Below are 21,225 nucleotides of genomic sequence, written 5' to 3'. Positions count from 1 at the left end.
CTGAACTATATGGCTGGAAAGATTAAAAAAGAAAAACTGTTCCTTCTTAATAAGAAGAAACAGTCGATATACATATTATTGGCAGCTGCCTGGTTTGCTGTTTTGTACTCTTGATCCGGTTTCTCCGCGGAGTAAATCGCCTTCTGTGGATTCAATTATTTGATTTGTCACATTGTTTGCAATTGTATTCGCTACTAATTGAAGTAAATCATTCACATCCCCTTGAGATTGCTTGAACTCTTGAACAATTGGAATGTCATCGATTTCTTCTTCGATTTTCTCGATTTTACCTTCAATTAAGGTTAACGCCTTTTCTTTTCCGTAGTGTTGGAAATTGACTGCTTGTTTTTGAAGGCTCTTTAAACTCGCAATTTTTTCACGAATTTTTTGGTTTTCATTAATTTGCGCTTCTGCACGCTTAAAGAAATCCACTTCTTCCGTTTGTGCAATCATATCTGCGATTTCTCTTGCTTTAGCAATGATTTCTTCTTTTGTATATTTCGTAGTCATAAGACACCCACTTCTTGGCCAGATAGAACTTCGATTAATTCGCCTTCTAGCGACCATGTTTTTGTATTTGTTATTTTCACGAGAACCAATTTGCCAATGATTTCAGGCGTACCGACGAAATTCACTAGCTTACTTGTTCTTGTATATCCAGCTAGAACTGCTGAGTTTTTCTTACTTTCACCTTCAACCAACACTTCAACAATCTTCCCATCGTAGGCATGCATTGCTTTGGCTGACAACTCGTTCACAAGATTGTTCAGTCGTTGTAATCGCTGCTTCTTCACGTCCATCGGAACATTGTCTTCCATTTTTGCAGCAGGTGTACCTTCCCGTGGTGAATATATATACGTATAAGCATGCTCGAATCCAACTTCTTTGTATAAAGACATGGTTTCTTCAAACTGCTCGTCCGTTTCGTTCGGAAAACCGACAATGATATCTGTCGTCAATGCCGCATCTGGAATGGCAACTTTAATTTTACGTACCAACTCCATATATTGTTCACGGTTATATTTACGGGCCATCAGTTTTAGCATACTGGAAGAACCTGATTGAACAGGTAAATGAATATGTTCTACCAAATTCCCACGTTTTGCCAGAACTTCAATCAAATGATCATCAAAATCTCGTGGATGGCTTGTGGTAAACCGAATACGAGGCATATTGATTTGGCGAAGGTCATTCATCAAATCACCCAGTCGATACGTAAGATCGTCAAAATCTTTCCCATACGCATTCACATTTTGCCCAAGTAAAGTAATTTCTTTATATCCTTGTGCAGCTAATTGTCTGATCTCCTGAATAATATCTTCAGGTCTGCGACTACGTTCTTTTCCACGTGTATATGGAACAATACAATACGTGCAGAACTTGTCGCATCCATACATAATATTGACCCACGCTTTAATTTCGCCACGTCGGACTTTCGGCAGACTTTCAATGACGTCACCTTCCTTTGACCACACTTCAATGACCATTTCTTTTGACAGATAGGCTTCATTCAAAATGTGCGGTAAACGATGGATATTGTGCGTACCAAAAATCATGTCGACTTGATTATAAGTTTTTAAGATTTTATTGACAACTGATTCCTCTTGAGACATGCAACCACAAACACCGATCAAGACATCTGGATTATCACGTTTAATCTTTTTGTAGTGACCAAGTTCGCCAAACACCTTATTCTCGGCATTTTCACGGATGGCACATGTGTTCAGCAAAATAACGTTTGCTTCTTGCACATTCTGAGTTGGCGTGTAACCCAGTTGCAGAAAAATACCTGCCATTACTTCTGTATCGTGTTCATTCATTTGACATCCGAAAGTCCGAATGAAAAACTTACGCCCTTGTCCCATTCCTAAAAATTCAGGATGAATTGCAAAATCTTTATGGTATGCAACTTCTTCTTTACCACGTTTCTTTGCTTCTTTTAATGATGGTGCTACATAGACAGATTGGAAATATTGACTGTAATCTTTCTCTGTTTTCTTTACTTCTTTTACTTGCGAATTATGTAAGCGTTGCTCTTCGTTCATCGTATAACTCCTTTCATCCTGTCCAGACGAAAACTTCATGCCTCTATTATACTGATACGCTTAGCGTTACTACAAGATGCTGACAACAATTGTCGGTGTTTCGACAAAAAACTGCCGATTTTTATCGGCAGTTCATTTCTTACATAAATTCTTTTACAAGTTCATCGAAATCTCTTTCGCTCATCATTAAATCTTCAGTAGATAGAGGTGTCTCCGCATACCCACTTACCATTTCTTGATAAGAAGGCTGTTCGTTATTTTGGTAGATGATGCCAGTCACCAAGCTTTCATGTTCCATTAACGTTGCCATGGCTTGTGGTCGATTGGTCGGATCGTATCCTTCAACTGTTGAAAGTTTAGTGATGCGTTCCTTAAACCAATCATACGTGTTGATTTTATTGTAAGTAACACATGGGCTGAAGACGTTGATGAATGAGAACCCTTTATGGTTAATTCCCGCTTCAATAATACTTGTCAACTCTTTTAAATCCGAAGAAAAACCCTGTGCTACAAATGTTGCACCTGATGTCAAAGCCATTTCCAGTGGTGCAAGAGAAGGCTCGATCGCACCTCCAGGCGTAGATTTCGTTTTGAAACCAGCTGCTGAACGCGGAGATGTTTGACCTTTTGTAAGGCCATAAATTTGATTGTCCATCACGATATATGTGATATCGATATTTCGGCGAATTGCATGAATGGTATGACCCATTCCAATCGCAAAACCATCTCCGTCTCCGCCAGAAGCAATGACGTTCAAATCACGATTGGCCATTTTTAGACCTTGCGCAATCGGAAGAGCACGACCATGAATTCCGTGAAATCCGTATGAATGAATATAACCAGAAATACGCCCCGAACAACCGATTCCGGAAATTACAGCTAAGTCTGTTGGTTCTATTCCTACATTGGCAGCAGCACGTTGAATGGCAGCCTGTACGGAAAAGTCGCCACAGCCTGGGCACCAGTTTGGTTTTACATTATTTCGAAAATCTTTAAATGTTACCATTCGTGAGCAACTCCTTTACTCGATTCGTTAATTCTCTTGGCAAGAAAGGTGTTCCATCGTATTTCAATACATTGACAATCTTGTCATGAGCACCGATATTCATTTTAAGAATGTTTGCCAGTTGTCCGGTTGCATTATTTTCAACAACCAATACTTTTTTTGCTGACGCAGCGAGTGGTGAAATATGCGCACTCGGGAATGGCTGTATTAAACGGATATGTGCATGGTTAGCACGAATACCATGTGCATTTAAATTAGCCTGGACTTCTTCCAGTACGCCACGAGTCGAATTGAAGCCCACTAATAAAACGTCTGCTTGTTCATGAGGCGCATACACATGAACAGGGTTTGGGAAATTAACATGCTCCATTTTCCGCATACGCTTGTCCATTTGAAGCTGACGATTTGAAGCTGATTCTGAAGGCTTACCAGTTTCATCATGTTCAACGCCTGTAACATGGTGAATTCCATTTTTCATTCCAGGAATGACACGTGGAGACACACCATCTTCAGTCACTTCGTAGCGTTTGAAGTACGATTTGTCCTCAACTACTGCTAATTCTTCTTCCAATTGCAGTCGGCCTCGGCGTAGTGCAACTTTGCTGTAATCAAATGGTTCAACTGTCTGTTTACCTAAAGATAACTGCAAATCGGATAAAATGATTACAGGCAGTTGCAATTCTTCAGCAATATTGAACGCTTCAATTGTATCGAAGAATGCTTCTTTTCCTGTACTTGGAGCTATTACGACTTTCGGAATCTCTCCGTGAGTACCGTAAATCATTTGCATCAGATCCGATTGTTCTTGTTTCGTCGGTAATCCAGTAGATGGACCGCCACGTTGTGTATCTACAATTACCAACGGTTGTTCAGTCATACCTGATAAACCGATGGCTTCCATCATTAAAGATAATCCAGGGCCTGCAGAAGCGGTAAATGAACGTACGCCGCCATAGTTGGCTCCGATTGCCATTGTAGCAGCAGCAATTTCATCTTCCGTTTGAATGACCGTACCACCAAATTTAGGAAGTTTCTTAATTAAGTATTCCATTATTTCCGAAGCTGGTGTGATTGGATAGGCAGCCATAAATCTAACACCTGCTGCAAGTGCACCCAAAGCGATCGCATCGTTTCCGATCATGAACAAACGACGTTTCCCGTCAGCAGGTTCAAGTTCCCATTCACCGATTCGATCACCAAGATGTTGCGCCATTACTTCATATCCTTGTTGGATGGCTTGCATATTTTTTTCGACAATCGCTTCACCTTTACGTCCGAAAATTTCATCGACTACGCTTTGGAAAACGGTCTTATCTAAATTCAGCAAAGCGGATGTCGCACCGATTGCCACCATGTTTTTCATTAATGACGTACCAAGTTCTGATGCAATTTCTGTAAACGGTACACTGTACATCGTTGCAACACAATCTTCTGGGTGCTCTGGATTGAATTTTGCATCAGCTAAAATGACGCTTGAAGCAGTCAATTCTTTGTAGTTTACATCAATTGTTTCCTGATCAAATGCAACTAAAATATCTAAATCATCCGGTATCGTGCGAACTTCTGTTGTTCGTACACAGATTTTATTATTTGTATGTCCACCTTTTATACGTGAAGAAAAGTGTCGATAGCCGTACAAGAAATACCCTAAGCGATTCATCGCCATTGAGAAAATTTCCCCCGTACTTTCGATTCCTTCTCCTTGTTGCCCACCGACTTTCCATGAAAGCTGATGTAACATTGCAAACAACTCCTTAACATATCAGGTAATATCCTCTATTTTCCTCCATAAGTTTATCATTTAATTGCTTCATTCACTATAAATTAACGGTAGTTTTTTTGAATTTCAGACCTTTGACTGAAAAGCTAAAAGATAATTACTTGTATAGAAGATGAACAAACATGAAAAAACCCAAGCTCAGAAGAGATTGGGTTTGATTTCTATTCGGTATGACGAGCGCATTCCGCTATTCTTATTGTGCTCTTGTGCGTTTTTCAACTAAAAGCTTAATAGCTGTCCGGTCTTCCCCGGAGATCACAATATCTGTAAATGCCGGAGAACAAATTAAATCGGTACCACTCGGCGCGACAAAGCCACGTGCAATTGCAACTGCTTTTACCGCTTGATTAAGTGCTCCAGCTCCAACTGCCTGCATTTCTGCGTACCCTTTTTCTCGGATAACTGCAACTAATGCACCTGCTACTGAGTTTGGATTAGATCTTGAAGATACTTTTAATGATTCCACTACGATTCCTCCTTGTCCTTGCTGACCGTTGGACGATTAAAATGTCCTTAAATCACTGTATGCAGGTTAAGAGAAAGATAGAAGAAGTTATCCTTTAAAAGGATAATCTTCATTAATATAAATACGTTCAAAACCAATGGCTTTTCCAGTTTGATTGTCCAACTCTACGAAAAAGGCGCTGAGAACGGATCGACCTGACTTGGGTACCTCAAAACGAGCAGGCATATTTGTTTGGAAGCGATACAATACGTCTTCTTTTTTCATCCCAAGTACGCCATCATACGGACCCGTCATCCCCACGTCGGTGATGTAGGCTGTACCATTTGGATAAATGCGTGCATCTGCCGTCTGGACATGTGTATGTGTGCCGACAACCGTAGAGACTTCTCCATCCAAGTGCCAGCCCATAGCAATTTTTTCACTCGTTGCTTCTGCGTGAAAATCCACAAAAATCAGTGGAGATATTCGTTTTGCTTCAGCAACAAGTTCCTTTGCTTTTTTGAATGGATCGTCATGCGGAGGTAAGAATGTCCGGCCATGCAAATTGATAATCGATAATGTATGACCATTTTTCGTAATGGTCGTCATCCCTTTACCTGGTGCTTCGTCCGAAAAATTTGCTGGACGAATTAAGTAATCGGTGTCGTCGATGAAATCAAAAATCTCTTTTTGATCCCATGTATGGTTCCCCATTGTCACAACGTCAACGCCCATAAAAAGTAAATCTTTAAAAATCTTTTGTGTGATTCCACGACCTGCAGCAGCGTTTTCACCATTTGCAATGATTACGTCTGGTTGATATTTTCGTTTAAGTCTTGGTAAATAATCTTCTACGGCATCTCGTCCGATCGATCCAACGATGTCACCAATAAATAATACTTTCATTTTCATTCCTTCTTTCTTCCATAAAGAAAAGCGTAAAGTGTCTCTTTAACCAGAGTTTTTGGTTCGAGTTAACGCTTATGACTAGATATAGCCTATCTTTAAAGCATGAGTATCCTAAATAAACTTATACGCTCTTAAAAAGTAAAAAAAGGCTTCAAATTGAAGCCCTTTTTACTTATTTCGCGTATTCAACGGCACGAGTTTCTCTGATGACCGTTACTTTAATATGTCCTGGATAATCCAATTCTTCTTCAATTCGTTTACGGATGTCACGCGCCAAACGATGAGCTGTTATATCATCAATTTGTTCTGGACGAACCATAATTCGAATTTCACGACCTGCCTGAATGGCAAATGATTTCTCTACACCATCGTAAGACTCTGAAATTTCTTCCAGTTTCTCAAGGCGACGAATGTAATTTTCTAACGTTTCACTACGTGCTCCAGGACGTGCAGCTGATAATGCATCGGCTGCCGCTACTAATACCGCAATAACAGATGTTGCTTCTGTATCCCCATGATGGGAAGCGATACTATTGATGACGACTGGATGTTCTTTATATTTCGTTGCAAGTTCCACACCAATTTCAACGTGGCTACCTTCCACTTCGTGGTCAATAGCTTTCCCGATATCATGTAGTAGACCTGCACGGCGTGCAAGAGTTACGTCTTCGCCAAGTTCAGCTGCCAACAAGCCAGCTAAAAACGCCACTTCTTTCGAATGTTTCAGGACGTTTTGACCATAACTCGTACGGTAACGCATACGACCCATGATTTTAATTAAATCAGGATGTAAATTATGAATCCCAACATCGAATGTCGTTTGTTCACCAATTTCACGAATTTGTTCATCAACTTCACGTCTCGATTTTTCAACCATTTCTTCAATACGTGCCGGGTGAATACGTCCATCCTGCACTAATTTTTCAAGTGCGAGACGAGCTGTTTCACGACGGATCGGATCGAAACCAGAAAGTATGACTGCTTCAGGCGTATCATCGATGATTAAATCGATTCCTGTCAATGTTTCGAGAGTTCGGATATTTCGTCCTTCTCGCCCAATGATGCGGCCTTTCATTTCATCGTTTGGTAAATTCACGACTGATACAGTCGTTTCTGCTACGTGGTCTGCTGCGAAACGTTGTAGAGCTAATGATAAGATTTCACGAGCTTTCTTATCCGACTCTTCCTTCGCACGCGTTTCAGATTCTTTCGTCATAACTGCGATGTCAGTCGCTAATTCATTTTCTACTTGTTGTAGAATGATGCCTTTCGCTTCTTCGCGTGTTAATGCAGAAATGCGTTCAAGTTCTGTTTGTTGCTTGGCAACTAATTCTGCCACTCTGCTTTCCATCTGTTCGATATGCTGTTGTCTCTCAGTCAGAGCGTCATCTTTACGCTCTAGACCCGCTTCCCTTTTGTTAAGAGCATCATCCTTACGGTCAAGGTTTTCTTCTCTTTGCAAGTACCGATTTTCCTGTTTTTGCAGTTCAGCTCGGCGTTCACGGATGTCAGATTCTGCTTCAGATCTCAATTTGTGAGTTTCATCTTTCGCTTCTAGTAATGCTTCTTTTTTAAGAGCTTCCGCTTCTCGCTTCGCTTCGTCCACGATAAGTACCGCAGACTGCTTCGCACCAGTCACTTTTGAATCATTCACATTTTTAATTAAAAAATAGCTAACAACGGCACCGACGATAAGACCAAGCAAAGCGGAGATGAGTACTGTTTCAATCATTTGAACACCTCCTCTTGCTATTTCGTTTTCATGTTCAGTCGGCTCATATATGGAATAATCCACAATACTGCCAAATGGTTTCATTTGAGAGATTATACAAGTTTAATTGTATAGATGTAAAAATACTCTGTCAAGGATTCACGAGCGTCCTTAAAGGAAATAGCCTGCCGATATTTACGGCAGGCTACTACTTAATTCTTATTTTTCATCTAGTAATAACTCAAACTCTTCATCTTCTTCTTCATCGTGAGCTGCAATCGTATAGGCTGTCGCCATCATGCCATATGCTGCACGGATTTTCTGAGCAATCTCATTACGTGTAGATGGGTTGTCTTTAAGGAATTGTTTTGCATTTTCACGACCTTGACCTAAACGATCATCATTGTAGGCATACCAAGAACCACTTTTGTTCACTATATCCATTTCAACGCCTAAATCAACGATTTCACCTTCACGTGAAATTCCTTGTCCATACATGACATCAACTTCAGCTGTACGGAATGGAGGTGCTACTTTGTTTTTAACAACTTTAATTTTTGTTTTGTTCCCCATGAAATCGTTACCTGATTTAATAGCTTCAGCACGACGTACTTCCAAACGCACGGAACTATAGAACTTAAGTGCACGACCACCCGGTGTTACTTCAGGGTTACCGAACATAACGCCGACTTTTTCACGAATTTGGTTAATAAAGATTGCAGTCGTTTTAGACTTGCTGATTGCACCAGACAATTTACGTAAAGCCTGTGACATCAATCGAGCTTGAAGACCCACGTGAGAGTCCCCCATATCGCCTTCAATCTCTGCTTTAGGTACAAGTGCAGCAACTGAGTCAATAACAACAATATCGACTGCACCGCTTCGTACAAGTGCTTCACAAATTTCTAGAGCTTGTTCACCTGTATCTGGTTGTGATAATAATAATTCATCTATATTTACACCTAAATTTTGAGCATAAACGGGATCAAGCGCATGTTCTGCATCAATAAATGCTGCTTGACCACCAGCTGCTTGTGCTTCTGCAATAGCATGAAGAGCAACCGTTGTTTTACCTGAACTTTCAGGTCCATAAATTTCAATGATACGCCCTCGTGGATAGCCACCTACACCAAGTGCTACATCAAGTGCAAGAGATCCACTGGAAGTAGTCAAGACTTCACGATCAGTTTTTTCGCCAAGTTTCATAATAGAACCTTTGCCGAATTGTTTTTCAATTTGTTTTAACGCCATGTCTAACGCTGCTTTACGATCGCTCAAGAATGGTTCCTCCTTTAATTTAAACGCTACTTTAACCTCTGTCTCTACTATACTTGGTTTATGAGAAATACACAAGAAAAAAGCGAACGTTTATTCGGTTTATTTTTTTATCTGTTGTTAATGACATAATCATCCGTTATCATATGTGGTTTTAATTACATAAACAATACTATAAAAAAGAAGCATCTTTATACTAAAGAATGCTCCTTTAAAAATCTATTATGTTGTTTGATTGTTTGATAACAGCTGAATCAAATAATGGAATGTGCGTTTCACTGCTCTCAGGCGATTGGTATTTCGCATATCACTCAATTGCAATTCATGCGTTACCACATCATCGTTCGGCATTATGATTGCAATCCATACAGTACCCGCCGGCTGGTTATCATGCGGTCCTGGCCCTGCTGCACCCGTCAAAGCAATTCCGATATCGGTCTTGAACATCGCTTTCACTCTGCTTGCCATTGCAGTGGCACATTCCGCACTTACAACCCCGTATTGATCAATAATTTCCTTGGAGACTCCAAGTTGATTAATTTTCGACTCTGCTGTGTAAGTAACAACCCCACCAACTAATGTTTGACTAACCCCCGGGATGGCTGCAAGCTCAGATTGAAATAGTCCAGCCGTCAAACTCTCAGCTGCCGCAATCGTCAATCCTTTGTCTATTAATAGCTTACTTGTACTGGAAGCAAGTGAGTCATCATTGTAACCATATAAATAATTTCCTACTCGAGAGAGTAATTCTTTTTCGGTTTGTTGGATTAAACTCCAAGCCTCTTCTTCAGAAGAAGTTTTGGCAGTAATCCGTAAAGTGACTTCACCATCAGATGCTAATGGAGCAATCGTCGGATTTGACTGAGCTTCTAATAAGTCCATGATTTGAGTCTCAAGTTCTGCCTCACCAATTCCATAAAAGCGAAGGACATGAGAGATAATCACTTCTCCTTGATTTAACCATCTTGCCAATACTGGTTTTGCTTCCAATTGAAACATTGGTTCCATCTCTTTTGGAGGTCCTGGAAGCAGTATATAAACATGCTTATCATTAGAATAAAACATCCCGGGAGCCATACCATGATGATTTGCTAGGACTTGGCAACCATCCAGTACAAGAGCTTGCTTCTTGTTGTTTTCAGTCATCGGTCGGTTCACCCGTTGAAAAAATGCTTCTATGGAAGTCAATGCAATCTGGTCCATTACAAGTTCCGTTCCAATATGTTTGGCAATCGTTTCCTTCGTCAAGTCATCTTTAGTCGGACCAAGGCCACCGGAAAAGACGATTAAATCCGCCCGAGATTCCGCAAGTTCAATTGCTTGTCGTAAACGATCCGAATTATCACCAACTACCGTATGGTAATAGACATTGACACCAAGTTCTGCTAATTGACTTGAAATGTAACGCGCATTTGTATTTGTAATCTGTCCGAGCAACAATTCTGATCCAACTGCAATAATTTCAGCATTCATGTTCATTCACGCCCCTATTTTGAATCAAGCAACACACGACGGTTGGCATAGAAATAATCCCAGCCTGACCAAACCGTAAAGAACAATGATACGTATAACATAATTGAAGCGAATGGAATAGAGAACATTTCAAAAATGATATTATGAAGGAGTAAAGCCGAAATTGCGACAATTTGTGTCCACATCTTGATTTTCCCCAGTTGCTTCGCAGCGACAACTTCTCCTTCGTCAGCCAATATTAAACGTAGTCCAGTTACAGCAAATTCACGACTAATTATTAATATAACAATCCAAGCGGGTGCAAATTCAAGTTCTACCAAAATAATCAATGCTGCAGATACTAATAATTTGTCAGCAAGTGGATCCAGAAACTTGCCCATATTGGTTACTAAGTTATGTTTACGTGCATAATACCCATCAATAAAGTCTGTTACAGATGCAAAAATAAAAATGATTGCACCAATTAAATGTTCCAGAGGTAAAGTTGCTCCTAAAAAAGTAACATCTCCCCAGCCAAAATCAACTAACATGAAAACAACAAATATAGGGATCATGATGATTCTTGAAACCGTAATTTGATTCGGTATATTCATTTCTGTCTCCTCTCGATTCAAAGAAAATAGCCATCTTGTTAGAGATGACTATTGCTGTTTTGAAAATTGAATCATCATATTTTGAGTAACTTTATCTGCTGGCGCCATTCCATACTCCACTTTTTCGTCATTAACAAACACATCAATTTGCGCAGCTGCACCAACTCGTATACGAGCTGATTCAAGATCACTTAAGTCTAGGTTAACCGTTTCACCCACGGATAATTCACGCCCAAGCATTTCTACTCCTGATGGATTTTTAACACCAACCCATGCTTTGCCACGTGCGACAATTTTGACTAAAAATGTTTCTGTTCCTGAGAGCGTATAATTTGTTGTTTCTCCATTAATTGCGCCCATCTCAATCTTTTGAGTTGTTTCAGGCTCGACAACAGTTTCTTCAGGCTCTTCTTCCACCGGTGTTTCTTCTTCTTCTTCTTCTGCTGCCTCTTCTTCGTTCACATCTGATGCAACCTTATCCTCAGGCTCTTCATATGATACTTCGTCCTCGACAGCCGATTCTGCAGGGTCATTGTTGTTCGCTAAATTTTGATAGAAAAACCAAAAAATCACGATTCCGATGATGATGAACAGTGCAACTAGAATCATCGGGAAAATTTCACTTATATTGTTTGTCGATTTACCAATCGGTCTGCGTCGTGTAGGTACAGACGTCATTGTTTGACGCACTTCCTCGCTCATCGAAGAAGGTACTTCTTGCTTATATGACTCTAGTAATTCATCTGAATTCAATCCGACTGCATCAGCATATTGCTTAATAAATGCGCGAACATAAAACGGACCGGGCATCATGCTGTAGTTGCCTTCTTCGATACCGGCCAGATAACGTTTTTGAATTTTTGTCATTTCCTGCAAGTCGTCTAAACTATATCCTTTTGCCGTTCTCGCCTCTTTAAGACGAGTTCCTAATTCAGTCAACTAAAACACCTGCCTGTTAAAAATTAAAACCTCCGAAGCCTTCTAAGTTACCTCTTTCAGACATCATCTGGTTTTTTTCCATCATTTCGTATGTTATTACTTCATCTGGTTCGTGTCGCAATTCAATAATGTAGTCAAAGTCTTCAATCGTGTAATCCGATTGCTGAATAAACATATCAGGATGTTCCACTACTTTAATCGACGGAAGCCGCATCATTTCACGCACCAATTGTAAATGTCGTTCATCTGTAGACTGTCTCGTCACAATTCCATCGAGGATAAAAATATTGTTATCACTGAATTCGTCTCCTGCCAATTGGCTACGAACGGTCTGCTTGATCATGGTCGAAGATAAAAACACCCATTTTTTATTCGCACTGACGCTAGCAGCAACAACTGATTCGGTTTTTCCTACTCGAGGCATTCCACGAATCCCAATTAATTTATGTCCTTCTTGCTTAAACAACTCTGCCATAAAATCGACAAGAAGACCTAATTCATCCCGCACGAAACGAAATGTTTTGCGATCATCCGCATCTCTTTGTATGTAACGACCGTGTCTGACTGCTAAAATGTCACGCAATTTCGGTTCGCGGAACTTCGTTACTTGAATCGTTTCCATCGTTGAGACAATCAATTCAAAACGTTCAATTTGCTCATCATTCTCTGCACGAAGTAACATCCCTCGTCTGCCCTGATCTACACCGTTGATAGTGACAATGTTAACACGCAGCATGCCGAGTAAAGAAGCAATGTCTCCAAGCAATCCTGGACGGTTTATTTGTATTTCATATTCAAAATACCATTCGCGCATAATGTAACGACCTTTCCGCCTATCATATTGAAGGAGCAAGTCTTTTTCTACAAAAAAACTCTTGATGCGACACCTTAACCAATCATTCTCATTAGATGACGCTTTCAAACTACTCTAGGTTCTATCATAGCTGATTTATGTACGTAAGAAAAGGAAAAAAGAAAAGAAGGAACAATGTCCTTCTTTTCTTTTACTGCACAGTTTTTTGTTGAACTAATTTGACGACCATGTTTGCCAAAGCATGTTGTTCATCTTCTGAAGCAACTGACCATAAATCCGACAAAACACGCTCTTGTTCATTCTTCGGATCCACATTTTTGGCTAAGTAATCGCCGATTTCATAAGCTGTTGATTGAATGGCTTTTTTAGACATTCCAGTAGCTTCGGCATTCATTACATTTGCACCAAGAAAGTGTGTCCATTTTTGCCAATTTTCAAGTAAGGCCATGTCCATTCCTCCTTTTCACAAACAGTATGTGCAAATAGAGAAATTATATGTACCAACCGCCATTCACACGGAGAACTTGCCCTGTAATATAGTCGGCATTTCCACTCGATAAAAATGACACCAGGTTCGCAACGTCTTGAGGTTTCCCAATAGTCTGAAGTGGAATTTCCTCTTCTAGAGCAGTTCTTTCCTCAGAATCGAATGAATCATTCATTTTTGTGTCGATAAAGCCTGGAGCGATAGCATTGACTCTAATCCTAGAAGGTCCTGACTCCTTAGCATAAGCTTTTACGAAAGCATGTTGAGCACCTTTGACAGCTGAATAAACAGTTTCTCCGGCCGCTCCTGTTTCACCCCATATCGATCCAATAAAAATGATATAGGATTGCTCATGACGTCTTAACTTAGGAGCAAGCTGACCGATGATTGACATCGGCGCTTGCACATGCGTTCGCCAAACCATTTCCATTTCATTTGGTGAAGTATCTTCCAGTAATTTATACAAAGCTTGACCGGATGCAAAGATAATTGTTTGAACTTCGAATAGTTGAGCAGAAATATGTTGAAAAGCATTACTGTCTGTAAGATTAGCTTGAACGACATGGAATTCTTGGTTTGGATAAAGTTTTTGCAAATGGGCAATTAAACGATTAACTGCCTGTTTGTTTTCATTAAAATGCAAATACAAACTCCAGCCGTGTTTTGACATATCGTGTGCTATTGCTTCCCCTATTTCACCTGATGCCCCAAAAATGCAGGCAAATTTACTCATGATACTGTTTGTTCTTTCTTGGGAAGAACAGAAAATACAGTTTGTTGTTCCTCACCTTCGATGGATTTGAAAGCTTTTTGCAAATCTTCAACAGTCATTTTTTCAAGAACTGGAACAGCATCGAATAAATCCATTTCATTAAAGGCATAACGAGTAAATTGGTTTGCTATAAACTCCACTGAGTTTAAGGCGCGAAGGAAATAGCCAATTTTTTTCTTACGAACACGATCCAAATCACTTTGACCAAAAGGCCATTTTTCTTCGACCTTTTTGAGTTCTTTTTTAATGGAATCAATTAATTCTTTTGGCATTGAAGTATCGGATCCAATTAAAGCAAATCCATAGCCTTTTTCCAATGTGAAATCAAAAGCATATGATTCATCAATCCAACCTTTTTCATAGGCTTCCACATAGAAGTCCGAGGAACGACCAAAGATTAATTCCAATGCTAATTGAATTGCCAGTTCATGTTTCATCATCTCTTCACCTTGAAGTGAAGTTTCTTTGGCTTTCAATCCTACATAAACTTTTGGTTTTTGAACGTCCATAAACAATTTGTTTTCATGTTTTGCAACTTCCAACGGTTCTTCCGGGAATTCACGTTGAATAGGCTGTGGTTCGGTAAATTCTTTCTTAGATTGATTTTCTCTAATATAATTCATCATTTCTTCTGGATTCACTGCGCCAACAACAAACAATAACATGTTTGATGGATGGTAGAATGTCTCATAACAAGTATACAAATGTTCAGCCGTGATTTTATCAATCGATTCGATTGTTCCTGCGATGTCGATTTTCACGGGATGGTCTTTATACATATTTTCAATAGCTCCGAAATACAAACGCCAATCGGGTTGATCATCATACATAGTGATTTCCTGTCCGATAATCCCTTTTTCTTTTTCTACCGTTGCTTGTGTGAAGTAAGGCTCCTGAACGAAATTCAAAAGTGTTTCTGTGTTCTCATACAAGTGATCTGTTGAGGAGAATAAATAGGCCGTACGAGTAAAAGAAGTAAATGCATTCGCAGAAGCACCATATCCACTAAACTTTTGGAAAACGTCGCCGTCTTCTTTCTCAAACATTTTATGTTCCAGGAAATGTGCAATTCCATCTGGTACTGTGACCGATTCAGAATCACCCAATGGCACAAACGTACGATCAATTGCCCCATACTTAGTCGTAAAAGTAACAAATGTTTTGGAAAAGCCTTTTTTAGGCAAGATGTACACTTCTAAGCCATTATCCATCTTTTCATGGAACATCTTTTCATCCAATTGTTTAAAGTGAAGCTCCTTCATGAGAAAGCTCCTCCTTTCCAGACAAGAAATAAACAAGTTCTTTATTTATTGATTTCGCCATTTCTTGAATATCTTCTTTTGTGACTGATGCCCATTTCTCGACCCATGAGTCCACCGAGAATTTCTCATCAAGGTCTTTGTATTGGTCGTAAATCTCGATTTGTCCTCTAGCAGAATCAAGCGCTTCTTTTAATTGATTCTTCAGCATGGCAACGGTTTGGTCGATTTCATTTTTTGAAATCTCCCCTTTTTTCATTGCTTCCAACTGTTCATCAATCAATCGAACTGCTTTTTCTTGTTTACTCGCATCAATTCCTGCCAAAACAAATAATAAGCCATATGCTGAAGAGAACGAACTTGACACATAATAAGCCATGCTTTCTTTTTCACGCACATTCAGGAATAATTTCGCATGAGGATAACCACCAAAAATGCCGTTCGTAATTTGCATTTTAGGGAAGTCAGGATGTGTGAACGTAATCGGCGTATTGAACCCAATATGCAATTTCCCTTGCTTCATTTCTTGTTGCTCGCTGACGTTCTTTTTCTGTGTGGTTGGATGTTCAATATTCTCATGAATATTCTTTTGTTTTTTCGAACGTGCTTTGAAAGGAAATGCTTCTTTTAACTTGGCTGTCATTTCTTCAACGTCCACGTCACCGACCACATAAATATCCAATTCATCTTCTTCCAGCATTTTTTTGTATGCATTAAATAGCGATTCCTGGGTAATCGCATTTACATCTTTGATGGTTCCGTTTGCACCAATAGAAGCTGGGTGATTTGGTCGCATTAATTCAACCAGTCGCTGTTGAGCATATCTGGTTTTATCATCATAGATTGACTCAATTCGTTGAATGACTGTATCTTTTTCACGTTTTACAATCGATTCTTTGAACGTTCCCTGCTCCAGATTTGGACGGAAAAGAACCGTTTGCATAAGATTAATTACTTGGTCCAACACTCCGCCAGTAGACAAATATTGATCATTGACAGACTCAGCAAGCAAAGTGACGGAATGATCACTGCCTTTTTTACTTGAGTCCAAATACATAATCGTCCCGTAAAGTTCATCTAAATGGCTGCGGAAAGCTGAATTGGATGGAAAAAGCTCATTACTATGCATCAACACATTAGAAAGTACAGAACGCTCTGAAGCAGATTGATTAGTCAATAATTGTTTGAATTTAAAAGAAAAATTTACAGTTTTAAATTGATCTGTCGGCCTAATATGTAGATGGATGCCTGGTTGTAACTCGATTGTTTGAAACATCGAAATCCCTCCTATTTCATTAATATGCCATACCATATCTTTCACTATACATGGTGCTGGTAAATGATTGCAAATAGCTCGTTAAAAAATATAAGTCTTACGTCCCATAAATACCTCTTGCTAGGGATTCAAATATCTGTTGTCAATTAATTCCTGAATCTTAATCACCCGTGAACAAAAGAATTGTTCTTTGTAAAAATTATAAATCAAGTGAAACTTTCCTATTAGATATTCGTAGTTAAATATTAGGAGGTGTTATTTTTTGGAGTTTCGTTCAATAATAGATAAATTTTTCGTTGGAATCATATCAATCACAGTATTTATTATACTTGGCGTATTTTTGATTCCTCTGCTTTTAGATTATGATAGAACGAGTATTGATACCATAACTGTACTTTCCTTATGTGTGTTATCAATTGGGGTACTATTGTGGTCTGCTTTTTCTATTAAATACGTCCTATTCAATGACCATTTATTTGTAAAAGGTGGACTATTTAAAAGTCGAATCCCATATGAAGATATAACAAGGATTTCACCCACAACAGAAATCTTTACAGGTTACCGCTTGTTATCATCAAAACAAGGTATTGAATTATTTTATAAATCAGCAACTTTAGGAAGTGTGAAGATTTCACCTAAAGACATTGACCTTTTCATTTTCGAATTAGAAAAACGTGCGTCAAATGTACAAATTGATAAAATAACTCAGTAAATTACCATTAACTAAATGTGTAAACAAAAAATGAAAGGACCAGGCAAAAAATGCCCGGTCCTTTTAAGATCGATTTTATCGTTTCCCTTTTATATAAGGTGTTCCTATAGCCTTTGGTGCATTTGCTTTACCAATGAATCCTGCTAAGGCAAGGATTGTTAAGACATAAGGTAAAATCAGTAAGAAAACACTTGGAATTTCGCTGATTATCGGCAATGATCCACCGACAATACTTAACGCTTGAGCAAACCCAAAGAACAGAGCTGCCCCCATCGCACCCAGGGGATGCCACTTACCAAAGATCATTGCAGCAAGTGCCATAAATCCTTGTCCATTGATTGTTGAATGACTGAAGTCCAATGAAATCGACTGTGAATAAATCGCGCCACCGATACCGGCTAAACCACCTGAAATCATGACAGCAATATAACGCATACGTGTTACATTTATTCCCATTGTATCAGCGGCCATTGGATGTTCACCTACAGCACGAAGACGCAGACCGAATGGAGTGTAATACAGGACAACCCATGCTAGAATAGCAATCCCAATTGCTAAAACAGAAGTCCAATAGACGTTCTGGAAAAACATCGGGCCTAAAATTGGAATATCTTTTAAGAACGGAATATCGTCACGCAAGAATCGCTCTTGAACAAAGTCTGTTTGGCCTTTTCCGTAAATCATTTTTACTAGGAACAAACAAAGCGCCACTGCCAATAAGTTAATCGCTACACCAGAAACGACTTGATCCGCACGGAAGGATACAGAAGCCACTGCATGCAGTAATGAAAATAATGCAGCGACAACCATAGCAGCAAGAAGAGCCATCCACTCTGTACCTTGTCCAAATATATGAACGAAAGATAAGTTAAATAGAATACCGATGAAAGCACCCATGACCATGAGTCCTTCCAATCCAATGTTTACTACACCAGAACGCTCAGAGAAAACCCCACCGATAGCGGTTAAAATTAGAGGCGCTGCATAAGCAATGGCTGCAGGGATTAGAAAATATAATACTTCCAAGAAACTCATGTTACTTCGCCTCCTTTTTCTTGCTGAAGCGTTCAACAAATAATCGAATGATGTAGCCTGAAGCTACGAAGAAAATGATAATCGCAATGACAATAGATACGATTTCAGTAGGAATACCCGCTTCATTTGGCATATTTAAAGCTCCATATTTTAATGAGCCAAATAATGCTGCCCCGAAAATAACGCCAAGTGGCGTGTTAGCACCAAGAAGTGCAACCGCAATCCCATCAAAACCAATACCTGTAAAACCGCCTTTAACCGAAGCATATTCAAACGTACCCAATGCTTCCATCGCTCCACCTAAACCAGCAAAGGCGCCAGATATGACCATTGCTAGAATGATATTTTTATTGACGTTCATTCCCGCATATTCTGAAGCATTTTGGTTTAAACCAACTGCTTTCAATTCAAATCCGCGAGTTGTTTTCTCTAAAATTAACCACATTACTAAAACCATGGCAAGTGCAATTAGAATTCCGTAATGTAGACGTGAGAAATCTGTCATGTTTTCAAGGAATTCTGAACGAAGTGACGCCGTTGGGTGAATTGCCCCCGTATTGTCTCCTCCATCTGAAAACGTTTTCACTAATGCGTTTGTTGTGTGAAGAGCTATATAGTTCATCATGATTGTGACAATTACTTCATGGACTTTAAAGCGAGCTTTGAGAAGTCCAGGAATGAAGCCCCATAATGCTCCCGCTCCAGCTGCAGCAATTAACGCAAGTGGCAAGTGAATGTATTTTGGAAAATCAAAGGCAACTCCTACATACGCCGCTGCAAACCAGCCAACGATTAATTGTCCTTCAACACCAATGTTAAAAAGTCCTGTACGGAATGCAAATGCAACCGCTAAACCAGCAAGAATGTATGGTGTAATTTGTCGGACGGTTTCACCCATCGTATAAACATCACCAAAAATTCCGTTCCATAATGCAGCATAACCAGCCACCGGATCGTATCCACTGACTAACATAACAACTGCCCCAACAAGTAATCCCAAAATAACGGAAATGACAGGGACAAGAATATTTACTAATCGATTAGACATGAGCGCTGCCCTCCCCTTCCACTTGATTTGTCATAGCGCCTTTTTTGGTTTGACCCGCCATTAACAATCCAAGTTCTTGTTCGTTGGTTTGAAGAGGATCTAAAGTATCCACGATTTGACCGTCATAGATTACTGCGATACGGTCAGAAACGTTCATGACTTCATCTAATTCAAATGAAATTAATAAGACCGCTTTTCCTTTGTCTCGTTGTTCAATCAAACGTTGGTGAATAAATTCAATTGCACCTACATCCAATCCACGAGTAGGCAGAGCTGCAATCAGCAAATCTGGATCCCGATCAATTTCACGGCCAATAATTGCTTTTTGTTGATTACCACCTGATAATGCACGGGCTGGTTCATGATCACCTTGCGTACGAACATCGTATTTCTGAATGATTTCGTTGGCTTTTTTCGAAATGGTTGAATAATTCATAAAGCCATTTTTTGAAATAGGGCCAGTATAGTATGTTTGCAATGCAATGTTATGACCAATAGGGAAGTCTAGTACAAGACCATGCTTATGACGATCTTGAGGAATGTGACCTACACCTGATTCTGTAATCTTACGTGGGCGTTTGCCCGTAATATCTTGACCATTCATAAAGACTTGACCACTTTTCACTTTTCGTAACCCCGTGATGGCTTCAATCAATTCTGACTGCCCATTTCCATCAATACCGGCAATTCCGACAATTTCACCTCTACGGACATTTAAGTTAAGACCTCTTACTTTTTCAATTCCACGGTAATCAGTCACCACTAAATCTTTCACGTCGAGAACATCTGTCGTTGGGTTAGCGGCTCCTTTGACTGTTTTAAATTCTACTTGACGACCGACCATTAAAGAAGCAAGTTCATTTGGATTCGTCTCGGCAGTTACAACCGTACCGATACCTTGTCCTTTACGAATTACCGTCACGCGATCGGAAACATCCATAATCTCTTTTAATTTGTGCGTAATTAAGATGATCGATTTTCCTTCTTCAATTAAGCGACGCATAATTTGAATTAATTCCGTAATCTCTTGAGGAGTTAAGGAAGCAGTTGGCTCATCAAAAATTAAAATTTCAGCACCACGATACAATGTTTTCAAAATTTCAACACGTTGTTGCATCCCTACTGAAATGTCTTCTATTTTTGCATAAGGGTCTACGTCTAATCCATAAAGTTCAGATAGCTCTTGTACTTTTTTTGCAGCCGTTTTCACCGAAATCATTCCGGCTGAAGTTGGCTCACTACCTAAAATAATATTTTCTGTAACAGAAAAATCTTCAACTAACATAAAATGTTGGTGAACCATCCCGATTCCAAGATTATTCGCAACATTTGGATCCGTAATCTTTACTTCCTGACCACGAACACGGATTTCTCCACCCTCTGGCTGGTAAAGACCAAAGAGTACGTTCATCAACGTCGATTTCCCTGCACCGTTCTCACCGAGAAGGGCATGAATTTCGCCTTGTTTAAGTTGAAGGGTAATGTTGTCGTTAGCAACGAAATTTCCGAACTCTTTGCGGATATTCAGCATTTCAATAACATGTTCCAATCTATTCACTCCCTTAGGCACTTTTTAAATGTAAATTAACACAGGAAAGGCTTTATCTATAAAACCTTTCATCTATTAACTTATTAAGGGCAATAAA

General features: G+C 39.5%; 20 protein-coding genes. 1 reads left to right on the top strand and 19 read right to left on the bottom strand.

The features are described 5' to 3' along the window. Positions 1-75: 75 nt before the first annotated feature. The 16 genes from ACQKEV_RS06900 to yfmF form a co-directional block, all read right to left on the bottom strand. Positions 76-510 carry a RicAFT regulatory complex protein RicA family protein gene (locus ACQKEV_RS06900; RefSeq protein ID WP_269924806.1) on the bottom strand — a complete coding sequence of 145 codons (435 nt, stop codon included), beginning with the start codon at positions 508-510 and terminating at the stop codon, positions 76-78. Next, a complete protein-coding gene (gene miaB, locus ACQKEV_RS06895) occupies positions 507-2,045 on the bottom strand; it encodes a tRNA (N6-isopentenyl adenosine(37)-C2)-methylthiotransferase MiaB (RefSeq protein WP_427444688.1) in 1,539 nt (512 codons plus the stop codon). Before miaB ends, ACQKEV_RS06900 begins: the two co-directional genes overlap by 4 nt. A gap of 139 nt (positions 2,046-2,184) precedes the next feature. Continuing rightward, positions 2,185-3,051, bottom strand: coding sequence for a 2-oxoacid:ferredoxin oxidoreductase subunit beta (locus tag ACQKEV_RS06890; protein ID WP_427444685.1), 867 nt, complete (start codon positions 3,049-3,051; stop codon positions 2,185-2,187). Next, positions 3,038-4,792 carry a 2-oxoacid:acceptor oxidoreductase subunit alpha gene (locus ACQKEV_RS06885; RefSeq protein ID WP_427444683.1) on the bottom strand — a complete coding sequence of 585 codons (1,755 nt, stop codon included), beginning with the start codon at positions 4,790-4,792 and terminating at the stop codon, positions 3,038-3,040. Before ACQKEV_RS06885 ends, ACQKEV_RS06890 begins: the two co-directional genes overlap by 14 nt. Positions 4,793-5,024: 232 nt before the next feature. After that, positions 5,025-5,297, bottom strand: a complete 273-nt coding sequence (locus tag ACQKEV_RS06880) for a stage V sporulation protein S (RefSeq protein ID WP_016427565.1) — start codon at positions 5,295-5,297, stop codon at positions 5,025-5,027. Between the two features lie 87 nt (positions 5,298-5,384). Next, a complete protein-coding gene (locus ACQKEV_RS06875) occupies positions 5,385-6,182 on the bottom strand; it encodes a TIGR00282 family metallophosphoesterase (protein ID WP_427444680.1) in 798 nt (265 codons plus the stop codon). A 175-nt stretch (positions 6,183-6,357) separates the two neighbouring features. Then, positions 6,358-7,917, bottom strand: coding sequence for a ribonuclease Y (rny, locus tag ACQKEV_RS06870; RefSeq protein WP_424471009.1), 1,560 nt, complete (start codon positions 7,915-7,917; stop codon positions 6,358-6,360). A gap of 198 nt (positions 7,918-8,115) precedes the next feature. Further along, positions 8,116-9,174 (bottom strand): recombinase RecA, encoded by a 1,059-nt coding sequence (recA, locus tag ACQKEV_RS06865; RefSeq protein ID WP_427444677.1) that lies wholly within the window; start codon positions 9,172-9,174, stop codon positions 8,116-8,118. A gap of 219 nt (positions 9,175-9,393) precedes the next feature. Then, positions 9,394-10,644 carry a competence/damage-inducible protein A gene (locus ACQKEV_RS06860; protein WP_427444675.1) on the bottom strand — a complete coding sequence of 417 codons (1,251 nt, stop codon included), beginning with the start codon at positions 10,642-10,644 and terminating at the stop codon, positions 9,394-9,396. Positions 10,645-10,658: 14 nt separating this feature from the next. Next, positions 10,659-11,237, bottom strand: coding sequence for a CDP-diacylglycerol--glycerol-3-phosphate 3-phosphatidyltransferase (gene pgsA / locus ACQKEV_RS06855; protein WP_427444673.1), 579 nt, complete (start codon positions 11,235-11,237; stop codon positions 10,659-10,661). A gap of 48 nt (positions 11,238-11,285) precedes the next feature. Beyond that, positions 11,286-12,176, bottom strand: a complete 891-nt coding sequence (locus tag ACQKEV_RS06850; protein WP_427444671.1) for a helix-turn-helix domain-containing protein — start codon at positions 12,174-12,176, stop codon at positions 11,286-11,288. Between the two features lie 16 nt (positions 12,177-12,192). Beyond that, complete coding sequence (locus ACQKEV_RS06845; protein ID WP_427444669.1) at positions 12,193-12,990, bottom strand: DUF3388 domain-containing protein; 798 nt, start codon at positions 12,988-12,990, stop codon at positions 12,193-12,195. A 190-nt stretch (positions 12,991-13,180) separates the two neighbouring features. Further along, positions 13,181-13,438, bottom strand: coding sequence for a DUF3243 domain-containing protein (locus tag ACQKEV_RS06840; RefSeq protein WP_269924795.1), 258 nt, complete (start codon positions 13,436-13,438; stop codon positions 13,181-13,183). Between the two features lie 43 nt (positions 13,439-13,481). Next, a complete protein-coding gene (gene ymfI, locus ACQKEV_RS06835; RefSeq protein ID WP_427444667.1) occupies positions 13,482-14,210 on the bottom strand; it encodes an elongation factor P 5-aminopentanone reductase in 729 nt (242 codons plus the stop codon). Beyond that, complete coding sequence (gene yfmH / locus ACQKEV_RS06830) at positions 14,207-15,511, bottom strand: EF-P 5-aminopentanol modification-associated protein YfmH (RefSeq protein ID WP_427444664.1); 1,305 nt, start codon at positions 15,509-15,511, stop codon at positions 14,207-14,209. Before yfmH ends, ymfI begins: the two co-directional genes overlap by 4 nt. After that, a complete protein-coding gene (yfmF, locus tag ACQKEV_RS06825; protein WP_427444662.1) occupies positions 15,492-16,784 on the bottom strand; it encodes an EF-P 5-aminopentanol modification-associated protein YfmF in 1,293 nt (430 codons plus the stop codon). Before yfmF ends, yfmH begins: the two co-directional genes overlap by 20 nt. A gap of 262 nt (positions 16,785-17,046) precedes the next feature. Between yfmF and ACQKEV_RS06820 the strand changes: the two genes are divergently transcribed. Then, the gene (locus ACQKEV_RS06820) at positions 17,047-17,496 is read left to right on the top strand and encodes a PH domain-containing protein (RefSeq protein WP_427444659.1); all 450 of its coding nucleotides are present in this window, start codon (positions 17,047-17,049) and stop codon (positions 17,494-17,496) included. A 75-nt stretch (positions 17,497-17,571) separates the two neighbouring features. Here the strand turns inward: ACQKEV_RS06820 and ACQKEV_RS06815 are convergent, their stop codons facing one another. From ACQKEV_RS06815 to ACQKEV_RS06805, 3 genes are read right to left on the bottom strand one after another with little or no spacing between them, the layout of a single operon-like run. Continuing rightward, positions 17,572-18,531, bottom strand: coding sequence for an ABC transporter permease (locus ACQKEV_RS06815; RefSeq protein WP_427444657.1), 960 nt, complete (start codon positions 18,529-18,531; stop codon positions 17,572-17,574). Position 18,532: 1 nt separating this feature from the next. After that, positions 18,533-19,579 carry an ABC transporter permease gene (locus tag ACQKEV_RS06810; RefSeq protein ID WP_427444655.1) on the bottom strand — a complete coding sequence of 349 codons (1,047 nt, stop codon included), beginning with the start codon at positions 19,577-19,579 and terminating at the stop codon, positions 18,533-18,535. Beyond that, positions 19,572-21,128, bottom strand: a complete 1,557-nt coding sequence (locus ACQKEV_RS06805; protein WP_427444856.1) for an ABC transporter ATP-binding protein — start codon at positions 21,126-21,128, stop codon at positions 19,572-19,574. Before ACQKEV_RS06805 ends, ACQKEV_RS06810 begins: the two co-directional genes overlap by 8 nt. Between the last annotated feature and the right edge of the window lie 97 nt (positions 21,129-21,225).

The organism is Paenisporosarcina sp. NPDC076907 (assembly GCF_050269735.1).
GTDB lineage: Bacteria > Bacillota > Bacilli > Bacillales_A > Planococcaceae > Paenisporosarcina.
Note: the sequence above shows the minus strand (reverse complement) of the source record. Positions and strands in the feature narration are given on the sequence as shown.